The following is a 17,474-nucleotide window of genomic DNA, read 5'->3' on the forward strand; positions in this document are numbered from 1 at the left end:
TTGGCGCGTTTCAGGAATTCGTCGGGGCCGACGCTCGCTTAGACCAGCACCAGGTCATCCCGGTGGATCACATTGCCACCGTAGTTGTAGCCCAACACGCTTTCAATGTCGCGCGAATGCCGCCCGGCCACGCGGCGGATGTCGCTGGCCGAATACTGGCTGACCCCACGCGCCAAGATCACTTCACCGCTGTCGGTACGCAGCCGCACCTGCACCATGTCGCCGCGGCGGAAATCGCCTTCGGCAGCGGTCACCCCGCCCGGCAGCAACGAGGCGCCCTTGTCGCGCAATGCTGCAGCAGCACCTTGATCCACGATGATGGCACCGGCCTCCAGCGGCGCATGCCGCAGCCAGTACTTGCGCGCGGCTTCACGGGTCTGCCCGGCATGGATGCGGGTGCCGAACAACCGGCCTTGCGCCAGCGCGCGCACCACATCGTCATCACGACCATTGAACAGGCAGGTATCGATGCCGACGCGGCCGGCCTTGGCCGCCGCTTCCAGCTTGGTGTGCATGCCACCGGTGCCCGCACCGCTGCCCGCACCGCCGGCCATGGCCAGCACCTCCAGGCTCAGCTCCGGCACGTCATGGATCGGCCGCGCCTGCGGATCGCGGCGCGGATCGGCGCTGTACAGGCCGTCGATGTCGGTGGCGATGAACAGGATGTCGGCGTCGATCAACGCGGCCACGGTGGCGGCCAGGTTGTCGTTGTCGCCCAGCTTAAGCTCGTCCACCGACACGGTGTCGTTCTCGTTCACCACCGGCAGCGCGCCCAGCCGCAGCAGCTCGTTGAGCGTGGCGCGGGCATTGAGGTAACGGCGGCGGTTGCGCAGGTCGTCGTGGGTGAGAAGTACCTGCGCCACCGGGCGCTCGAAGAAGCGCTGCCACAGCCCGATCAGCTGCGCCTGGCCGAGCGCGGCCAGTGCCTGCCGCGCGGCCATGGCGGCGCCGGCCTCGATCGCGCGCGGCACGATCGCACGGCCCGCAGCCACCGCGCCGGAAGACACGATCACCACTTCGCGCCCCGCCAGCACGTGTGCCGAGACGAACTGCGCCAGGCCCAGTGCATGCCGGGGCGACAGGCCACCCCCATCGGCAGCCAACAGGCTGCTGCCGACCTTGAGCACGGCACGCTTCCAGCCGGGGAGCAGCTGTTCGGGGAACGGGGACTGCACGGGCGTGGGGGTCATCGCGGGGGCTGCCTCAGCGGGTGGACCATTCGTGGACGGTGGCGGTGGCGCTGCCGAGCGTCATCAGGGGATCGGCATCGACGATGGCCTGCGCGGCGGCGCGGTCGGCCAGGTTGTGCAGCACGTAGGCGCCGCCGGTCTTGTCGGTGAAGCCGCCGGTGATGAGCAGCTGGTCGCGGGCACGCACCTCATCGAGAAAACGTGCGTGTTCGGCACCCGCTTCATCGCGGAATTCAGGCGTTCGGGTAACGAGTACGAGGTAGCAGATCTTCATGCGGAACTCCGTGGATTCATGCCAATACAGGAACGGCGGCCAGTGGCCGCCGTTCTGCGTTACGCCAGTGCCGCCCAGCGGGCGCGCAGTTCGTCGAGCCGCAGGTCCGCGGCCGCGCCGGGCGACACGCGCGCGGCCAGGCTGCCTTCGGGGGTACGTCCCTGCCCGGCAGTGTCAGATGCCGCCGCGGCCGCTTTGTAGGCCTCGCGGAACGGGACGCCGGCCACGGCCGCTTCCACGGCGACGTCGGTGGCGTACATGCCCGAATCGATGGCAACGCGCAGCTTGTCTTCGCGCCATTCCAGGTTGGCCAGCAGCGCCGGCAGCAGTTCCAGCGCGGCCAGGCCACGACCGAAGCCGTGGAAGATGGCGCCCTTGCTGCCCTGCAGGTCGCGGTGGTAACCGGACGGCAGCGACAGCAGCTGCTCGATCTCGGTACGCGCCGCAGCCACGCTGGCGTGGGTGGCGCGCATCAGTTCGATCACGTCCGGGTTGCGCTTGTTGGGCATGATCGAGCTGCCGGTGGTGTACTGCGCCGGCAGCGCGACGAAGCCGTACTCACCGCTGGTGAACAGCGACAGGTCCCACGCCAGGCGGCGCAGGTCCAGGGTGGCACCGCCGAGCGCTTCCAGTGCGGCCAGCTCGAACTTGCCGCGCGACAGCTGCGCGTAGATCGGCGAGATCTGCATGCGCGCAAAGCCCAGTGCCTGGGTGGTGTGGGCGCGGTCCAGCGGCAGGTTCACGCCGTAACCGGCCGCCGTGCCCAGCGGATTGGCATCGACCAGCGCGAAGGTGTCGTGCGCGCGCACCGCGTTGTCGATGAAGGCTTCGGCCCAGCCGGCCCACCACATGCCTGCCGAGGACACCACGGCGCGCTGGATGTGGGTGTAGCCCGGCACCGGCAGGTCTTTCTCGGCTTCGGCGCGGTCCAGCGCGACCTTGGCCACTTCGCGGCTCAGCGCGGACACCTGCAGCAGCTTGTCCTTCAGCCACAGCCGGGTGGCGACCAGGATCTGGTCGTTGCGGCTGCGGCCGGTGTGGATCTTGCGGCCGGCATCGCCCAGGCGTTCGGTCAGGCGCGCTTCGATCGCCGAGTGGCAATCCTCGAAGCGCTCATCGAGCACGAACGCGCCGCTGCGGAAATCGTCGGCCAGCACGTCCAGCTCGCGCTGCAGATCGCTGCGCTCGGTGGCGGTGAGGATGCCGATGTTTTCCAGGCCCTGCGCGTGCGCCTTGCTGGCCTGCACGTCGTACAGGAAGAACTCGCGGTCGAGGATGACGTCATCGCCGGCGAGGAAGGTCTGGATTTTCGCATCCACCGCTACGCCGGGCTTCTGCCAGAGAAGGTCTGCCATGTGTTGCTCCAATCAATGCGGAATCGAGGTCAGTTCATCCAGGCCCAGGGCCAGGTTGAGGTTCTGCATGGCCTGGGTGGCCGCGCCCTTGAGCAGGTTGTCCAGGGTCGCTACGACCACCACGCGCTTGCCGCCCGGGGCCACGTCGAAGCCGCCGATCTGCACGCCATGGCGGCCGGCGATGCGGCTCACCCACGGTGCTTCGTCGAGGATCTCGATCAGCGGCTCATCGGCGTAGAAGCGGCGGTAGGTCTCCACGACCTGATCGCGTGTCACCGGCTGCTGCAGCCACAGGTTCACGGTCATGGTGATGCCACGGAAATGCGGGGCCACGTGCGGCATGAACTCCACCGGCACGCGCAGGTGCGCGGTGACTTCGCGCTCGTGCACGTGGTTGGTGAGCGCGTACGGCATCAGGTTGTCGCGCAGCAGTTCGGGGTTGTTCTTGTCCGACGGGCTGGTGCCGGCGCCGGAGTAACCGGATACGCCGAAGCACTGCGGCGGCCCGGCCAGCTGGTCCAGCAGCGGGCTGATCGCCAGCTGCATGGCGGTGGCGTAGCAGCCCGGGTTGCTGATGTGCTTCTGGCCGGTGTAATCGCCCCGGGTCAGTTCGGGCAGGCCGTAGTACCAGCTGCCTTCGAAGCGGTGGTCGGCAGACAGATCCACGATCACCGTCTCCGGGCGCGCGGCATCCAGCGCGGCGACGAACGGGGCCGACAGGTTGTTGGGCAGCGCCAGGATCACCGCATCCACGCCTTTGGCGGCCACGGCGTCGGCATCGAGGTTTTCAAACGCCAGCTCGCCGGCAACCTCGGGATAGGTATCGGCCACGCGCTGCCCGGCCAGCTCGCGCGAGGACACGAAGCCCAGCGCCAGCTGCGGGTGCGCGGCGATCAGCTTGACCAGCTCGGCGCCGGTGTGGCCGCGGGCGCCGACGATGCCGATGGTGAACGTTCTGTTGGAAGTACTCATGCGTGTGCGTCCAGGCGGTCCTGCAGGGTGCGCTTCACGTCCTGCCATTCCGAATCGATGATGGAGAAGACAACCGTGTCGCGCGGGCTGCCATCGGGGTGGCGCTTGTGGTTGCGCAGCACGCCTTCCTGGGTGGCCCCCAGGCGGGCGATGGCCGCGCGCGAGGCGGCGTTGTGCGAGCTGGTTTCAAACGCCACGCTGATGCACTTCAACCGCTCGAAGGCATGGGTGAGCAGCATCAGCTTGGCTTCGGTGTTCACCCCGGTGCGCTGCGCATGCGGGCCGTACCAGGTGTAGCCGATGCTCAGGCGCGGCACCTCTTCTTCCAGCGCGTAGTAGCGGGTGCTGCCCACCACGTTGCCGTCGGCATCGAGCACGGCGAACGGCAGCACCTTGCCGGCGGCCTGGTCCTGCAGGGCGGCCTGTACGTAGGCGGTCATGGTCTTGGCGCTGGGCACGTGCGCGTACCACAGCGCGGAAAGCGAACCGTCGCCCAGCGCACCGCGCAGGCCGTCGATATGCGCCATCTGCAGCGGTTCCAGCCGTGCATGCCGGCCGTCCAGCGTGGGGACCTTGGTCCAGTCGGCATGATTCATCGGGGTCAGCCCTCCAGGCTAGGGGTGCGCTTGGCGCAATGGTCCACATAGGTCCGGATGCGGTCGAAGCCGTCGGCACCGAACCAGAACACCTTCCAGTGGTCCTGCTTGTAGCAGCCATCGGATTCGGCGTAGTAGAAATGATTGATCGGGTTGCCGTGGCGCGAGCGCCAGAACAGCTGCGGGGTTTCCTCCAGCATCACGTTCCATACGGCACGGCCCAGGCCTTCGCCCTGCGCGTCATCGAGCACGGCGAACTTGTCCAGGTACACGCCTTCGGCTTCGTCGGTGAGGATCACCGCAGCGCGGTAGTTCTCGCTGACATAGGCGCGCAGCAGGCGGGTCTTGTCGAAATAATCGGGCACCAGGGTGCGGCCGAAGCTGGATTCGATCAGGCCCTTCAGGCGCGGCAGGTCCAGTTCGCTCCAGGCGGTGGCGCGCAGCACCTTCTCGCCCTTGCGCACCAGCGTGCCCGAGCCCTTGTGGGTGAACAGTTCCTTGGCCAGGTCGGCCGGCCGGGTGATCGACACCGACGACTCCAGCGGCAGCCGGTCCAGCAGGTCCTTGATCTGTTCGATCTTGACCCGCATGCCGCCGTGGATCCACGGCTGCTGCATCAGCTGGTCGTACTCGGTGGACAGGTTGATCGAGTCGATCACCCTGCCCTCTTCATCGAGCAGGCCGCCGGTGCCGGTGAGGAAGATGATCTTGTACGGCTGCAGTTCCTGCACCAGTTCGTTGGCGGCGAAATCGGCGTTGACGTTGAGGATCTGGCCGCAGCGGGTTTCGCCCAGGCTGGTGATCACCGGAATGGAACCGGCGCGCAGGCTGGCTTCGATCGGGGCCAGGTTGACCTTCTTCACTTCGCCGACCAGGCCGTAGGTGTCCTGGTCCAGGTATTCGGCTTCGAACACGCCACCGGTGATCGAGGTGGCACGTGCACCGTTCTGCTGCAGTGCTTCCACCAGCTGCAGGTTCGACGCCTGGAACACGCGGCGCACGATGGCCAGGCCTTCGGGCGAGGTCACGCGCAGGCCGTTGACGGTCTGCTTGACGATGCCGGCCGCCGACAGTTCCGCGTCCAGCTGCGGGCCGGCACCGTGCAGCACGATCGGGGTGAGCCCGACTTCCTGCAGGAACGACAGCGAAGAGGTCAGCGCGTCGAGGTCATCGCGCAGCACGGCGCCGCCGACCTTAACCACGGCGAAGCGCTTGGCATCCACCTGCGAAAAGCGCTTGAGGTACTGGCTGATCTCCTTCGCGCTGGCCATGCTGGAAAGCAGGCGCACGATGGTCTGGCGGGTCTGGCGGTGGGGCTGGAGGGAAGAAGGCATTTCAGTATCGTCACGGGCGGCCGTGGCCGCGGTGGGAGATCCGTCAGTGGTGGGCCACGACGGCGTCATTCGGTCAGGCGCCGGCGCTGATGATGCGGTGCACGGCGTCGGTGTAGCGCTGCAGCTGCTCCAGCGTCACGAACTCGTCGGCGGTGTGGGCCTGGGCGATGTCGCCCGGGCCGTACACCAGGGTGGTGTAGCCACCGGCCGAGAACAGCGAGGCTTCGGTCCAGAAGTCCACGGCGTTGCCGATCGGCAGGTCCAGCGCATCGGCCACGTCACGCGCGGCCAGGCGGCGGTTCTCCGCTTCGGCGATGTCGCCGGCCGGCAGGCTGGGGCCGCGGAAGGTTTCGGTGAACAGCGCCGCTTCCGGTTCGGCAAAACCGGCGAAAGTGGCCAGCAGCGCGTCGATGTCCATCGACGGCAGCGGGCGGAAGCCGAAGCGCAGTTCGGCGGCCGGGGCGATCATGTTGGCCTTGATGCCGCCTTCCACGCGCCCGATGTTGAAGCGCAGACCGGTCAGTCCGCCGAAACGGGCATGCGCCAGCGAGTCCACATGGTCCAGCGCGCGGTTTCCCCAGCGCATGGCCTGGTGCAAGGCGCTGGCGGCTGCATCCTGCTTGCCCGAGGCATGCCCGGCGCGGCCGGCGAACTGCATCAGCACCGAGCTGATGCCCCGGTGCGCCAGCACCGCTTCGCTCATGGTCGGTTCGGCCACCAGCACCGCTTCATACGGAATGCCGCGGGCGAGGAAGGCCGCGATGCAACGCGGATCGTTGGCTTCTTCATCGCTGGAGAACAGGAACGCGGCATCGCCATCGCTGGCATTGGCCGCGGCCACCAGTGCGGCGGCCGCGCCCTTGATGTCGCACACGCCGAGCCCGATCACCCGGTCATCGGCACGCCGCATCACATGCGGATCGGCGCTCCAATGCGGGGAATCGGGCACGGTGTCCAGGTGCACGTTGAACAGATAGCGCGGCGTACCGCGCACCGCATACAGGCTGACCGCGCCGTCGCCATGGTCGATCACCTCCACGTTGAACCCGGGCAGGTTCGCGCGCAGGTAATCGAAGATGCCACCGGTGGTGATCGCACGCGGCGGGTTGCGGGTGTCAAAAGACACCAGCGCCTGCAGGTGATGGAGCGTCTGTTCCAACATGCCGGGCCTCAGCGGTTTACTTGCGCGTACAGGGTGCTGCTCATGCCGAACAGCTTGATGAAGCCTTCGGCTTCCTCCACGCCCCAGTCGGCCGACTGCGCATAGGTGGCGCCCTTGGTGTTGAGCAGGTGCGGCGACTTCACCGCCACCGCATCGACGCGGCCGCCACGGGTTTCCAGCACCACTTCGCCGTTGACCTTGGCCTGCGAGGACTCCAGGAACGCTTCGATGTCGGTCTTGAGCGGGTCGTGGTAGAAGCCTTCGTACACCAGCTCCACCCACTTGCGCGCCACGTCCGGCTTGAAGCGGTTCTGCTGCTTGGTCAGCACCGCATCTTCCAGCGCGCGGTGCGCGGCCAGCAGCGAGACCAGGCCCGGGGCTTCGAACACGATGCGGCCTTTCAGGCCGATCACGGTGTCGCCGGTGTACACGCCACGGCCCACGCCGTACGGCGCGAACAGCTTGTTGAGCTGGGCCAGGATCTGCTCGCCCGGCAGCGCCTTGCCGTTGAGTTCAACCGCTTCGCCTTCGACGAACTTCAGGGTCACGGTCAGCGCTTCTGCCGGCCATTCGCTGCGCGGTGCGCACCAGCCGCGGGCACCTTCGCCCGGGGCTTCCCAACGGTCGATCTCGCCGCCGGACATGGTCAGGCCCAGCAGGTTTTCGTTGATGGTGTAGGCCTGCTGCTTGGCGCGCACGCCGAAGCCGCGTTCTTCCAGGTACTTCTGCTCGTAGGCGCGGGTCTGGGTGTGTTCCTTCTGGATTTCACGGATCGGCGCGACGATCTGGTAATCGCCCAGCGCCTTCACGGCCAGGTCGAAGCGGACCTGGTCGTTGCCCATGCCGGTGCAGCCGTGGGCGATGATGTTGGTGCCCAGTTCGGCGGCGCGCTTGAGCGCGGCATCGACGATCAGGTAGCGGTCCGACACCAGCAGCGGGTACTGGCCCTGGTAGCCTTCACCGGCCCACACGAACGGCTTGACGAACCCCTTCCAGATGGCCGGGCCACCGTCGACGGTGACGTGGCTGGTCACGCCCAGTTCGGCGGCACGCTTTTCGATGAAATCACGCTCTTCGTCATCCACGCCGCCGGTGTCGGCGAACACGGTGTGCACGTTGTAGCCGCGCTCCTGCAGGTAGGGCACGCAGAAGCTGGTGTCGAGTCCGCCGGAGAAGGCCAGGACGATGTCTTTCTTGCTCATGGGGGTCGGGTCCGAAGTGGGGGTTTATAGGAAAAATGGGGTGAAACGCGCGATTACCGGCCGGCCAGCGCCGACATGATGGCCTTCTGCACGTGCAGGCGGTTTTCCGCTTCGTTGATGGCGATGCACTGCGCGGAATCCATCACGCCGTCGGTGGCTTTGACGTTGCGGCGCAGCGGCAGGCAGTGGCTGAACACGCCGTTGTTGGTCAGGGCCATCTTGGCTTCGTCGACGATGAAGTGCTTGTACTGATCGCGGATGGGCTTTTCCGGTTCCCAGTTGCCGAAGAACGGCAGCGCGCCCCAGCTCTTGGCGTACACCACGTCGGCGCCGCTGTAGGCGCTGGCGATGTCGTGGCTGATCTTCAGCGAACCGCCGTTCTCGGCCACGTTCTGCTCGGCCCAGCCCATGTAGCGGTCATCGAGGATGTAATCGGCGGTCGGGCACAGCAGGGTCACGTCCATGCCCATGCGGGTGGCGATGGTCAGTGCCGAGTTGGCCACGGCCGTGTTGAGCGGCTTGGGGTGGTAGGTCCAGGTCAGCACGTACTTCTTGCCGCGCAGGTCCTGGGTGCCGAAGTGTTCCTGCAGCGCCATCACGTGGGCCAGTTCCTGGCACGGGTGGGTGATGGTTTCCATGTTGATCACCGGCACCGGCGAGTACTTCGCGAACGCCTTGAGCACGATGTCCTCACGGTCCTGCGCCCAGTCGATGAACTTCGGGAACGCGCGCACGCCGATCAGGTCGACATAGCGGCCCAGCACCTTGGCCACTTCGGCGATGTGCTCTTCGGTGTCGCCGTCCATCACCGTGCCGAGGTTGAACTCGATCGGCCATGCATCCTTGCCCGGCTGCAGCACGATCGCGTGCCCACCCAGCTGGAAGGCGCCCAGTTCGAAGCTGGTGCGGGTGCGCATGGACGGGTTGAAGAACACCAGGGCAATCGATTTGCCCTTGAGCTCGTCGCCCAGCTTGTTGCGCTTGAACAACGCGGCCTGGGTCAGCAGGGCATCCAGCTCGGTACGGCTCCAATCCTGGGTGTTCAGGAAGTGCTTCAGGGACATCGATCGATCCTTTGAGGCGGGTTTCAATGGAAGAAAGGGTACAAATGCAACTTTTCAAATCGTAGAAACGAAAAAACCCAGCGCGGGGGCTGGGTTTTCCGAACAGACAGCACGAAGCTCCGGTTACCCAGCGAAAATGTGGGGTTCCGGTCGGCGGGCACGCGACGTCATGCCCGTAGCCATACGGGCGGCGCTGGTGTCGTGCTGGAAGTCGGTGAGTTTCATGGCCGCCCATCTTTGCATGTGATCGGGCACGGCGCAAGGCCTGAACCGACGGTTCAGGGATTTGCCGCGCTGCCCTGCTCCGCTCCCACCCACGGGGTGATGGAGACGCGGATCTTGAGCCGGTTGCCGGGGTCTTCGGGCAGGCGCGAGCGGTACTTGGTGCCCTTGTAGACGTAATCCACGTCATAGGCGATGGGCCGGCGGAACTCGCGGCCGACCGGGATGATGCGGCAATCGCGGGTCAGCAGCGGGCCGTTGTTGGCGGCCGGGGCTTCCACGACGGGGGCCATGTCTTCGGTGCTGCCGTCTTCACGCTTGAAGATGGAGCGGACCGAATCCATGAAACGGCCGAACCGGCCCTTCTCTTCCTGCGGCTCTTCGCCGGTGACGTTGACCGGGGCCAGGGTCCGGGTGGATACCGGTTCGCAATGTTCCTCGGTGCGGGTGGCCCGCAGGGTCTGGAACACCGGCTCCACGTTGAGCACCTGCGCGTAGTCGAACTTCACGTTCTCCACGATCACCACCCGGTTACGGACTTCGGCGTCCTGGGCGCACGCCATGAAAGCGGCGCTCCCCAGCAGGCAGGTCAGCGTCAGCAACGAAGCGGATTTCATTGGCAACAGGAAAGAGGACAAGGCGGATAGTGTAGGCAGTGCGTGGCACAAGGGGCTGAACATTACCCTTCCGCGACGCTTCTGCCCATACCGAACCGTGTCGTTTGCGAAATCAGGGGGCAACGGGCGGCGTGCCGGGGCCGGCGCTGGGGGCCGTTGTGATCTAAAATCGAAGGCTTGCCCCTACTCCGCCCGGCCCTACGCCCCCATGACCCTGCGCCTGCACAACAACCTGACACGCCAGCTCGAACCGTTCACCCCGCTCGATCCGACCTGTCCGACCCTGTATGTGTGCGGCCCCACGGTCTACAACTACGTCCATATCGGCAACGCCCGGGGCCCGGTGGTGTTCGGGGTGCTGGCCGACCTGCTGCGGCGCCGCTTCGGCGGGCTGCGCTACGCCCGCAACATCACCGACGTGGACGACAAGATCAACACGGCCGCGCGCGAGCAGGGGGTGCCGATTTCGGCCATCACCGACCGCTTCGCCGCCGCCTACCGTGAAGACATGGCCGCGCTGGGCGTGGTGCCGCCGGACATCGAGCCGGAAGCCACCGCGCACATCCCGCACATCATCACCATGATCGAGCAGCTGATCGCGGCCGGCCACGCCTACGCGGCCGAGGGCCACGTGCTGTTCTCGGTGCCCTCCTACGCCGACTACGGCAAGCTGTCGCGCCGCGACCCGGACGAGATGCTGGCCGGGGCGCGGGTGGACGTGGCCCCGTACAAGCGCGACCCGGGCGACTTCGTGCTGTGGAAGCCCTCCAGCGACGACCTGCCGGGCTGGGAATCGCCCTGGGGCCGGGGCCGTCCGGGCTGGCACATCGAGTGCTCGGCGATGGCCGCCGCGCACCTGGGGCCGACCATCGACATCCATGCCGGTGGCGTGGACCTGCAGTTCCCGCACCACGAAAACGAGATCGCGCAGAGCGAGTGCGCCCACGGCGGGCAGACCTTCGCCCGGTTCTGGCTGCACAACGGCATGCTCAATTTCGGCGGTGCCAAGATGAGCAAGTCGATCGGCAACATCGAGCGGGTCCACGACCTGGTCCGCCAGCACGCCCCGGAGGCGCTGCGGCTGGCCCTGCTGTCGGCCCATTACCGGCAGCCGCTGGACTGGTCCGATGCGCTGATCGAGCAGTCGGTGCGTACCCTGGACCGCCTGTACGGCACCCTGCGCGACCTGGCCGACGTGGCCGCGACCCCGGCCATCCCGGCCGAGATCGAGGCGGCGCTGGACGATGACCTGAACACCCCGCAGGCGCTGGCCGAGCTGGCCCGGCTGGGCGCGGAAGCGCGCCGCGCCGAACCGGCCGACAAGGCGGGCTGGAAATCGGCCCTGCTGGGCGCTGGGCAGGCGCTGGGGCTGCTGCAGCAGGACCCGGCTGCGTGGTTCGGCACCAGCGGCGGCGACGCCGATGATGACGCGCGCATCCAGGCGCTGATCGACGAGCGCGCCGCGGCCAAGCAGGCCCGCGATTTCGCCCATTCCGATGCGATCCGTGACCAGCTGGCCGCAGCGGGCATCGTGCTGGAAGACACCGCGCAGGGCGTGCGCTGGTCACGCAAGCGTTGAAAGGCCGCCCGACCAACGGTCGGGCGCTACCGTCGGGTTGGCCCGACGTTCCGTAACAACTGTAGAGATGGCTGTGATCGATTCCCCGTTCCCGATTGAACCCACCGCTGCCGACGCGCAGGCCGCCATTGCCGAGGAATTCGCGTTCTTCGGCGACTGGTCCGAGCGTTACCAGTACCTCATCGACCTGGGTCGCAAGCTGCCGGTGTTCCCGGACGCATGGAAAACCGAGGAACACCGCCTGCTGGGTTGCCAGTCGATGGTGTGGATCGTGCCGGAGGGCAACGCCGATACGCTGCGCTTCCATGCGATCAGTGATTCGGCGATCGTCTCGGGCCTGATCTACCTGGCGCTGCGGGTGTATTCGGGGCGTTCGGCGGCCGAGATCCTGGCCACCGAGCCGACCTACATCCAGGACATCGGGCTGTCGCGGCACCTGTCGCCGACCCGCAGCAACGGGGTGGCGGCGATGCTGGCCTTCATCCGTGAGACCGCGCAGGCGCAGTCGGCGCCGTGAGTTCGCCTGCCCCTTCCGAAGCCGCCGAGAGCGCGCTGGGCCTGCTCACGCGGCCGGGTTTTTCGCTGCTGCTGGCGTACCGCATCCTGGCGATGCTGTCCTACCAGATCGTGGCGGTCACGGTGGGCTGGCATATCTACGAAGTCACCCGCAACCCGTTCTCGCTGGGACTGGTCGGGCTGGCCGAGGTGCTGCCGTTCTTCTGCGTGGCGCCGTTCGCCGGCTACCTGGTGGACCACCTGCCACGCCGCCGGCTGGGCATGGTGGCGTGCAGCGGGCTGGTGCTGACGGCGGTGGTGCTGACGGCAGTGGCGGAGGGCTGGCTGCCGTTCCACGGGGTGTGGCCGATCTATGCGGCCGTGGCGATGACGGGCATGGTGAGGGCGTTCCTGTCGCCGATCTACAACGCGCTGTTCGCGCGTGTGCTGGAACGCCACCAGTTCGCGCGTGGCGCGGGGCTGGGGTCGGTGGTGTTCCAGGCGGGCATGGTGGTGGGCCCGGCGCTGGGCGGCGGGCTGGTGGCCTGGGGCGGCAAGAGCCTGTCCTACGGGGTGGCGGTGGCGGCGGCGCTGGGCGCGCTGGGCTGCCTGGCCATGCTGCGGGTATCCGAGCCGGTGCACACCGGGCCGGCGGCACCGATCTTCAAGAGCATCGCCGAGGGCGGCCGCTTCGTGCTGGGCAACCGCATCATGGTCGGCGCGATGGCGCTGGACATGTTTTCGGTGCTGCTGGGCGGGGTGGTGGCGATGCTGCCGGCGTTCCTGCACGAGATCCTGCACCACGGGCCGGAAGGGCTGGGCATCCTGCGCGCGGCACCGGCACTGGGCTCGGTATGCGTGGGCCTGTGGCTGGCGCGCCGGCCGCTGCAGCGGCATGCGGGGCGGGTGCTGCTGTTCGCGGTGGCCGGATTCGGGTTGTGCGTGATTGGCTTCGGGCTGTCGCACAGTTTCTGGCTGTCGGCGGTGATCCTGCTGTTCTACGGGGCCTTCGACGGGGTGTCGGTGGTGATCCGTTCGACCATCCTGCAGCTGGCCACGCCGGAAGAAATGCGCGGGCGGGTGTCATCGATCAACGGCATTTTCATCAGCTCGTCCAACGAGCTGGGCGCGTTCTACGCGGGCACGATGGCCAAGCTGCTGGGCCTGGTGCCGGCAGTGGTGCTGGGCGGGTTCGCGGTGTTGAGCGTTGCCGGGATCACCGCCTGGAAGAACCCGACCCTGCGCCGGTTGAATCTGCGCGATCTGCAGTAACCGCAAACGGCAACAAAAAACCCGGCCTTGGCCGGGTTTTTTGATTGGATCGACGACTTGGGATCAGTCGCCCTGCTGCTTCTGCAGGTGCTCCCAACGCTCCTGGGCATCGATGGTGCGTTCGGCGGTCAGGCGCGCTTCGAGGCGGTCCAGGCCGATTTCTTCGCCGGTGTCCACGCAGAAGCCGTAGTCACCGTCTTCCAGGCGCTTGAGCGTGCTGTTGATCTTGCCGATCAGCTTGCGGTAGCGGTCGCGGGTACGCAGTTCCAGCGAGTTCTCGGTCTCGCGGGTGGCGCGCTCGGCTTCGTCGCCGATGTCACGCACTTCTTCCTGCAGGTTGGCGATGGTCTGCTTGGATTCCTCGACCAGTTCATTGCGCCAGTGCTGCAGGCGCTGGCGGAAATACTCCAGCTGCAGCGGGCTCATGTACTCCTCTTCCGCGCTCGGCTTGTAGCCGTCGGGCAGGATCGGACGACCGGTGGCTTCGTCAGTCTTGTACTCGACCACCTTGACCTTGGTGCGCGGGGCCGGGGCGGACGAACGCGCTGCCACGGCAACGGCGACCTTGCCAACCGGACGCGACACGGGCTTGGGGGCGGATTCGGATTTCACGGGAGTTTTTGCAGGCGATTTCGAAACGGGCACGGGATTCTTGTTTTGCGGGGCTTTTGGCGCGGGGGCTGCCGCCACCGGCTTCGGCGCGGGCGCCGGAGCTGGAGCAGGCTTGGCCGCGGCCTTGGCCGGGACAGACTTGGCCGGTGCCGGCGGTGCCGGCTTCGGTGCGGACTTCACTACGGGTGCTGCAACCGGCTTGGCAGCCGGCTTGGTTGCTGCCGGCTTGGTTGCCGGCTTGGCGGCCTTTGCCGGCTTGGCCGGTGCAGGCTTGGCAACCGCTTTTTTCGCCGGCGCGGTCTTGGCCGCCGGCGTTACGGATTTCTTGGCCACAGGCTTGCTGGCGGGCGCGGCTCTCTTCACCGGCGCCTGGGCAGCCTTCGGCTGCTGTGCAGCTTTAGCGACGGGCTTCTTGGCCACGGCCTTCTTGGCCACCGGCTTGGTTGCCGCCTTTTTTACCGGCGCTTTCACCGGCGCCTTGGCGACCACCTTCTTGGCGGGGGCTTTCTTGGCCGCCGCTTTCTTCACGGGTGCCGTCCTGGCCGCCGGTTGTTTGGATGCAGGCTTGCCCGCCGGCTTTGCGGCCGGTTTCTTGGCAACGGTCTTGGCCGCCAACTTCTTAGCAACAGGCTTGGCGGTTTTCTTGGCGGCCTGGACGGCCTTCTTTGCAGTTTTTTTAGCAGCCACGAAACGCTCTTCCTTGGTTTCCCCGGGGCCCGGGAAAGCGGGCCTTTATAGCCTACCCGACCAGCAGCAGCAACCACTCCGCCTACTCCGTTCAGTTGGAGAACACAGCGGTGTGTGGCCGTTCCCCCGCCGGGGCGGAACGACCTGCGCAGTTCGGAACCTGACCCGGCGATGGCGCCGGGGCGGCCCCGCCGCGCACCAGCGCGGACGGGTCCAACACCCCATCCTGCGACAAATGCGGCCTTCATGCCAACTGCTCTAAGATTGGGGGGTGATCTCCCACCTGCTCATTGCCCTGTTGCGCTTCTACAAGCGCTTCATCAGCCCCCTGCTTGGGCCGCGCTGCCGGTTCATGCCGAGCTGTTCTGAATACGCCATGCAAGCCATCGCCACGTATGGCCCTGCGCGTGGCAGCTGGCTGGCCGCGCGCCGGCTGGGGCGCTGCCACCCCTTCCATCCCGGTGGCGTGGACGAGGTGCCGCCGCGCACCGGCCACGCCGATTGCCGCTGCACAGGAAAACACTGAAATGCCCTCCACGCTCATCGTCAACGCCCGCATGGTCAACGAAGGCCGCATCTTCGACGGCGACCTGCGCATCGACAACGGCCGCATCGCGCAGATCGGAAACGGCCTGCAGCCGCAGGACGGCGATACGGTGGTCGATGCCGCCGGCCGCTGGCTGCTGCCCGGGATGATCGACGACCAGGTGCACTTCCGCGAACCCGGCCTGACCCACAAGGGCGACATCGCCACCGAATCGGCGGCCGCGGTGGCCGGTGGCCTGACCAGCTTCATGGACATGCCCAACACCAATCCGCCGACGCTCAACGCGGCGGCCCTGCAGGCCAAGTACGACAGTGCCGCCGGTCGCGCGCGCGCCAACTACGGCTTCTACATGGGCGCCAGCAACGACAACCTGGCCGACATCAAACTGGTGGATCCCAAGACCTCGCCCGGCATCAAGGTGTTCATGGGCGCCTCCACCGGCAACATGCTGGTGGACAACCCGGAAACGCTGGACGCGATCTTCAAGTACGCCCCCACGCCGATCATCACGCACTGCGAAGACACCCCGATGATCGACGCCAAGGCGAAGGAATACGCCGAAAAGTACGGCGATGCGCTGAGCGCCGAGCAGCACCCGGACATCCGGTCGCGCGAAGCTTGCCTGAAGTCGTCGGAGCTGGCAGTGGCGCTGGCGAAGAAGCACGGCACCCGCCTGCACGTGCTGCACATTTCCACCGCCGATGAGCTGAAGCTGTTCGAGAAGGGCCCGCTGATCCGTGCCGATGGCAGCCGCAAGCAGATCACCGCCGAAACCTGCATCCACTTCCTGCGCTTTGACCGCACCGATTACGCGCGGTTGGGCAACCTGATCAAGTGCAACCCGGCGATCAAGGAAGTGAGCGACCGCGAGGCGCTGACGCAGGCCGTGGCCGACAACGTGATCGACGTGCTGGCCACCGACCACGCCCCGCACACCTGGGAAGAAAAGCAGAAGCCTTATGCGCAGGCGCCGTCCGGCCTGCCGCTGGTGCAGTACGCGCTGGTGGCTGCGCTGGAGCTGGTGCACGAAGGGAAGCTGGAGATCACCCAGGTGGTGCAGAAGTTCGCGCACGCCCCGGCACAGCTGTTCGATGTGAGCCAGCGCGGCTACCTGCGCGAAGGCTACTGGGCCGACCTGGTGCTGGTGGAAGACGTGCCGTTCACCGTGAAGCGCGAAGACGTGCTGTCCAAGTGCGCGTGGTCGCCGTTTGAGGGCATGACCTTCCGTTCGCGCGTGGCCTCGACCTGGGTCAACGGCCAGCTGGCATGGGATGGCACCCAGCTGGTGGGCGCGCCGAATGGCCAGCGCATGAGCTACGACCGCTGATGCGGGCAACCGTGTTGGGCCTGGGCCTGCTGGCCCTGGCCCCGGTGGCCGTGATCGGCCTGTTGCCCTCGCCCGCCCAGGCCCAGGCCGACGCGCGCGTGGTGTTCCCGGCCAGCGCGTCGCAGGGTGCGATGGTGATCGGCAAGGTGCCGGCCGGCAGCGTGGTGCAGTACGCCGGCCGCACGCTGCGGGTGAGCGGTTACGGCAGCGTGGTGTTCGGGATCGGGCGCGATGAGAAAGGGCCGTTGCAGGTCCAGGTGCAGCGCCCCGATGGCGGCAGCGAAACGGTGAGCATCGCGGTGACCCCGCGTGACTGGCCGGTGGAGCGCGTCAACGGCGTGCCGCCCAAGACCGTGAACCCGCCGCCGGCGATTGCCGAGCGGATCAAGCGCGAGCAGGCGCAGGTGACCGCGGCGCGGGCGCGCGATGACAACCGCGCCGATTTCGCGCAGGCCTTCATCTGGCCGGTGCAGGGCCGCATCAGCGGCCGCTTCGGCAATGCGCGGGTGTACAACGGGCAGCCCGGTTCCGGGCATTCGGGAATGGATATCGCGGTGCCGACCGGCACCCCGGTGAAGGCGCCGGCCGCTGGCGTGGTGACGTTTGCCGGACCGGATCTGTACCTCACCGGCGGCACGTTACTGCTGGATCACGGGTTCGGGATCAGCTCGAACTTCCTGCACCTGTCGCGGATCGACGTAAAGGTCGGCGACCGCGTCGAGCAGGGCCAGGTGATTGCCGCGGTTGGCGCCACCGGTCGCGCGACCGGCCCGCACCTGCATTGGGGCATGAACTGGTTCGACACGCGGATCGATCCGCTGCTGGTGCTCGAACGCGGGAAGTAACCTGAAACGCGGGAGTGACCGGCTGATGGCCGGTGACCTGATGATGCGAGACGAAGCAACATCCGGTAACGCATGACCTGAAACGAAGGCGCCTCTCCGGCACAGGTCATGCGTCCCAGCGA

17 protein-coding genes are annotated in these 17,474 nt (G+C 67.1%); 6 read left to right on the top strand and 11 right to left on the bottom strand.

Annotated features, from left to right (window positions below):
• Positions 1–38: 38 nt before the first annotated feature.
• The 10 genes from proB to ACQG3P_RS16760 all read right to left on the bottom strand — a co-directional run bounded on the left by proB (position 39) and on the right by ACQG3P_RS16760 (position 9,988).
• Positions 39–1,190 carry a glutamate 5-kinase gene (proB, locus tag ACQG3P_RS16715; protein ID WP_426805677.1) on the bottom strand — a complete coding sequence of 384 codons (1,152 nt, stop codon included), beginning with the start codon at positions 1,188–1,190 and terminating at the stop codon, positions 39–41.
• Positions 1,191–1,203: 13 nt separating this feature from the next.
• The gene (locus ACQG3P_RS16720; RefSeq protein WP_426805678.1) at positions 1,204–1,464 is read right to left on the bottom strand and encodes a YciI family protein; all 261 of its coding nucleotides are present in this window, start codon (positions 1,462–1,464) and stop codon (positions 1,204–1,206) included.
• A gap of 59 nt (positions 1,465–1,523) precedes the next feature.
• Entirely contained in the window at positions 1,524–2,819 is a 1,296-nt protein-coding gene (gene argH / locus ACQG3P_RS16725; RefSeq protein WP_068853201.1) for an argininosuccinate lyase, read from the bottom strand.
• Positions 2,820–2,831: 12 nt separating this feature from the next.
• Positions 2,832–3,791: an N-acetyl-gamma-glutamyl-phosphate reductase gene (gene argC / locus ACQG3P_RS16730; RefSeq protein ID WP_426805679.1), complete on the bottom strand. Its 960-nt coding sequence runs from the start codon at positions 3,789–3,791 to the stop codon at positions 2,832–2,834.
• The gene (locus ACQG3P_RS16735) at positions 3,788–4,387 is read right to left on the bottom strand and encodes a GNAT family N-acetyltransferase (protein WP_210130683.1); all 600 of its coding nucleotides are present in this window, start codon (positions 4,385–4,387) and stop codon (positions 3,788–3,790) included. The genes argC and ACQG3P_RS16735 overlap by 4 nt, the downstream gene beginning before the upstream one ends.
• Before the next feature lie 5 nt (positions 4,388–4,392).
• Positions 4,393–5,721, bottom strand: a complete 1,329-nt coding sequence (locus ACQG3P_RS16740) for an acetylglutamate kinase (protein WP_093532462.1) — start codon at positions 5,719–5,721, stop codon at positions 4,393–4,395.
• Between the two features lie 73 nt (positions 5,722–5,794).
• A complete protein-coding gene (locus ACQG3P_RS16745; RefSeq protein WP_320457300.1) occupies positions 5,795–6,883 on the bottom strand; it encodes an acetylornithine deacetylase in 1,089 nt (362 codons plus the stop codon).
• Positions 6,884–6,891: 8 nt separating this feature from the next.
• On the bottom strand, positions 6,892–8,085 hold the full coding sequence (locus ACQG3P_RS16750; RefSeq protein ID WP_426805680.1) for an argininosuccinate synthase: 1,194 nt from the start codon (positions 8,083–8,085) through the stop codon (positions 6,892–6,894).
• Positions 8,086–8,138: 53 nt separating this feature from the next.
• Positions 8,139–9,149 carry an N-acetylornithine carbamoyltransferase gene (locus ACQG3P_RS16755; protein WP_068853217.1) on the bottom strand — a complete coding sequence of 337 codons (1,011 nt, stop codon included), beginning with the start codon at positions 9,147–9,149 and terminating at the stop codon, positions 8,139–8,141.
• Between the two features lie 278 nt (positions 9,150–9,427).
• Positions 9,428–9,988: a hypothetical protein gene (locus ACQG3P_RS16760; protein ID WP_184126593.1), complete on the bottom strand. Its 561-nt coding sequence runs from the start codon at positions 9,986–9,988 to the stop codon at positions 9,428–9,430.
• 208 nt (positions 9,989–10,196) lie between these two features.
• Here ACQG3P_RS16760 and cysS point away from each other — a divergent pair, with 208 nt between their 5' ends.
• The 3 genes from cysS to ACQG3P_RS16775 all read left to right on the top strand — a co-directional run bounded on the left by cysS (position 10,197) and on the right by ACQG3P_RS16775 (position 13,334).
• Positions 10,197–11,567: a cysteine--tRNA ligase gene (gene cysS / locus ACQG3P_RS16765; RefSeq protein WP_426805681.1), complete on the top strand. Its 1,371-nt coding sequence runs from the start codon at positions 10,197–10,199 to the stop codon at positions 11,565–11,567.
• A 73-nt stretch (positions 11,568–11,640) separates the two neighbouring features.
• Positions 11,641–12,084, top strand: coding sequence for a SufE family protein (locus ACQG3P_RS16770; protein ID WP_093532579.1), 444 nt, complete (start codon positions 11,641–11,643; stop codon positions 12,082–12,084).
• Positions 12,081–13,334 carry an MFS transporter gene (locus tag ACQG3P_RS16775; protein WP_093532457.1) on the top strand — a complete coding sequence of 418 codons (1,254 nt, stop codon included), beginning with the start codon at positions 12,081–12,083 and terminating at the stop codon, positions 13,332–13,334. Before ACQG3P_RS16770 ends, ACQG3P_RS16775 begins: the two co-directional genes overlap by 4 nt.
• Positions 13,335–13,397: 63 nt before the next feature.
• On the opposite strand, the gene dksA is transcribed toward ACQG3P_RS16775, so the two are convergent.
• Complete coding sequence (gene dksA, locus ACQG3P_RS16780; RefSeq protein ID WP_426805682.1) at positions 13,398–14,633, bottom strand: RNA polymerase-binding protein DksA; 1,236 nt, start codon at positions 14,631–14,633, stop codon at positions 13,398–13,400.
• 271 nt (positions 14,634–14,904) lie between these two features.
• Between dksA and yidD the strand changes: the two genes are divergently transcribed.
• Genes yidD through ACQG3P_RS16795 form a run of 3 tightly spaced genes read left to right on the top strand, consistent with a single transcriptional unit; the run spans position 14,905 to position 17,352 of the window.
• Entirely contained in the window at positions 14,905–15,159 is a 255-nt protein-coding gene (yidD, locus tag ACQG3P_RS16785) for a membrane protein insertion efficiency factor YidD (RefSeq protein WP_426805683.1), read from the top strand.
• Between the two features lies 1 nt (position 15,160).
• On the top strand, positions 15,161–16,507 hold the full coding sequence (locus ACQG3P_RS16790; RefSeq protein ID WP_426805684.1) for a dihydroorotase: 1,347 nt from the start codon (positions 15,161–15,163) through the stop codon (positions 16,505–16,507).
• Positions 16,507–17,352 (top strand): M23 family metallopeptidase, encoded by an 846-nt coding sequence (locus ACQG3P_RS16795; RefSeq protein ID WP_306988072.1) that lies wholly within the window; start codon positions 16,507–16,509, stop codon positions 17,350–17,352. The genes ACQG3P_RS16790 and ACQG3P_RS16795 overlap by 1 nt, the downstream gene beginning before the upstream one ends.
• Positions 17,353–17,474 lie beyond the last annotated feature (122 nt).

Source organism: Stenotrophomonas sp. SrG, from assembly GCF_050031795.1.
In the GTDB taxonomy this organism is placed as follows: Bacteria; Pseudomonadota; Gammaproteobacteria; order Xanthomonadales; family Xanthomonadaceae; genus Stenotrophomonas; species Stenotrophomonas rhizophila_A.

Bases quoted from the DNA above. Each gene is read 5' to 3' on its own strand.
- proB (WP_426805677.1), bottom strand. From the start codon at position 1,190: ATGACCCCCACGCCCGTGCAGTCCCCGTTCCCCGAACAGCTGCTCCCC.
- ACQG3P_RS16720 (WP_426805678.1), bottom strand. From the start codon at position 1,464: ATGAAGATCTGCTACCTCGTACTCGTTACCCGAACGCCTGAATTCCGC.
- argH (WP_068853201.1), bottom strand. From the start codon at position 2,819: ATGGCAGACCTTCTCTGGCAGAAGCCCGGCGTAGCGGTGGATGCGAAA.
- argC (WP_426805679.1), bottom strand. From the start codon at position 3,791: ATGAGTACTTCCAACAGAACGTTCACCATCGGCATCGTCGGCGCCCGC.
- ACQG3P_RS16735 (WP_210130683.1), bottom strand. From the start codon at position 4,387: ATGAATCATGCCGACTGGACCAAGGTCCCCACGCTGGACGGCCGGCAT.
- ACQG3P_RS16740 (WP_093532462.1), bottom strand. From the start codon at position 5,721: ATGCCTTCTTCCCTCCAGCCCCACCGCCAGACCCGCCAGACCATCGTG.
- ACQG3P_RS16745 (WP_320457300.1), bottom strand. From the start codon at position 6,883: ATGTTGGAACAGACGCTCCATCACCTGCAGGCGCTGGTGTCTTTTGAC.
- ACQG3P_RS16750 (WP_426805680.1), bottom strand. From the start codon at position 8,085: ATGAGCAAGAAAGACATCGTCCTGGCCTTCTCCGGCGGACTCGACACC.
- ACQG3P_RS16755 (WP_068853217.1), bottom strand. From the start codon at position 9,149: ATGTCCCTGAAGCACTTCCTGAACACCCAGGATTGGAGCCGTACCGAG.
- ACQG3P_RS16760 (WP_184126593.1), bottom strand. From the start codon at position 9,988: ATGAAATCCGCTTCGTTGCTGACGCTGACCTGCCTGCTGGGGAGCGCC.
- cysS (WP_426805681.1), top strand. From the start codon at position 10,197: ATGACCCTGCGCCTGCACAACAACCTGACACGCCAGCTCGAACCGTTC.
- ACQG3P_RS16790 (WP_426805684.1), top strand. From the start codon at position 15,161: ATGCCCTCCACGCTCATCGTCAACGCCCGCATGGTCAACGAAGGCCGC.
- ACQG3P_RS16795 (WP_306988072.1), top strand. From the start codon at position 16,507: ATGCGGGCAACCGTGTTGGGCCTGGGCCTGCTGGCCCTGGCCCCGGTG.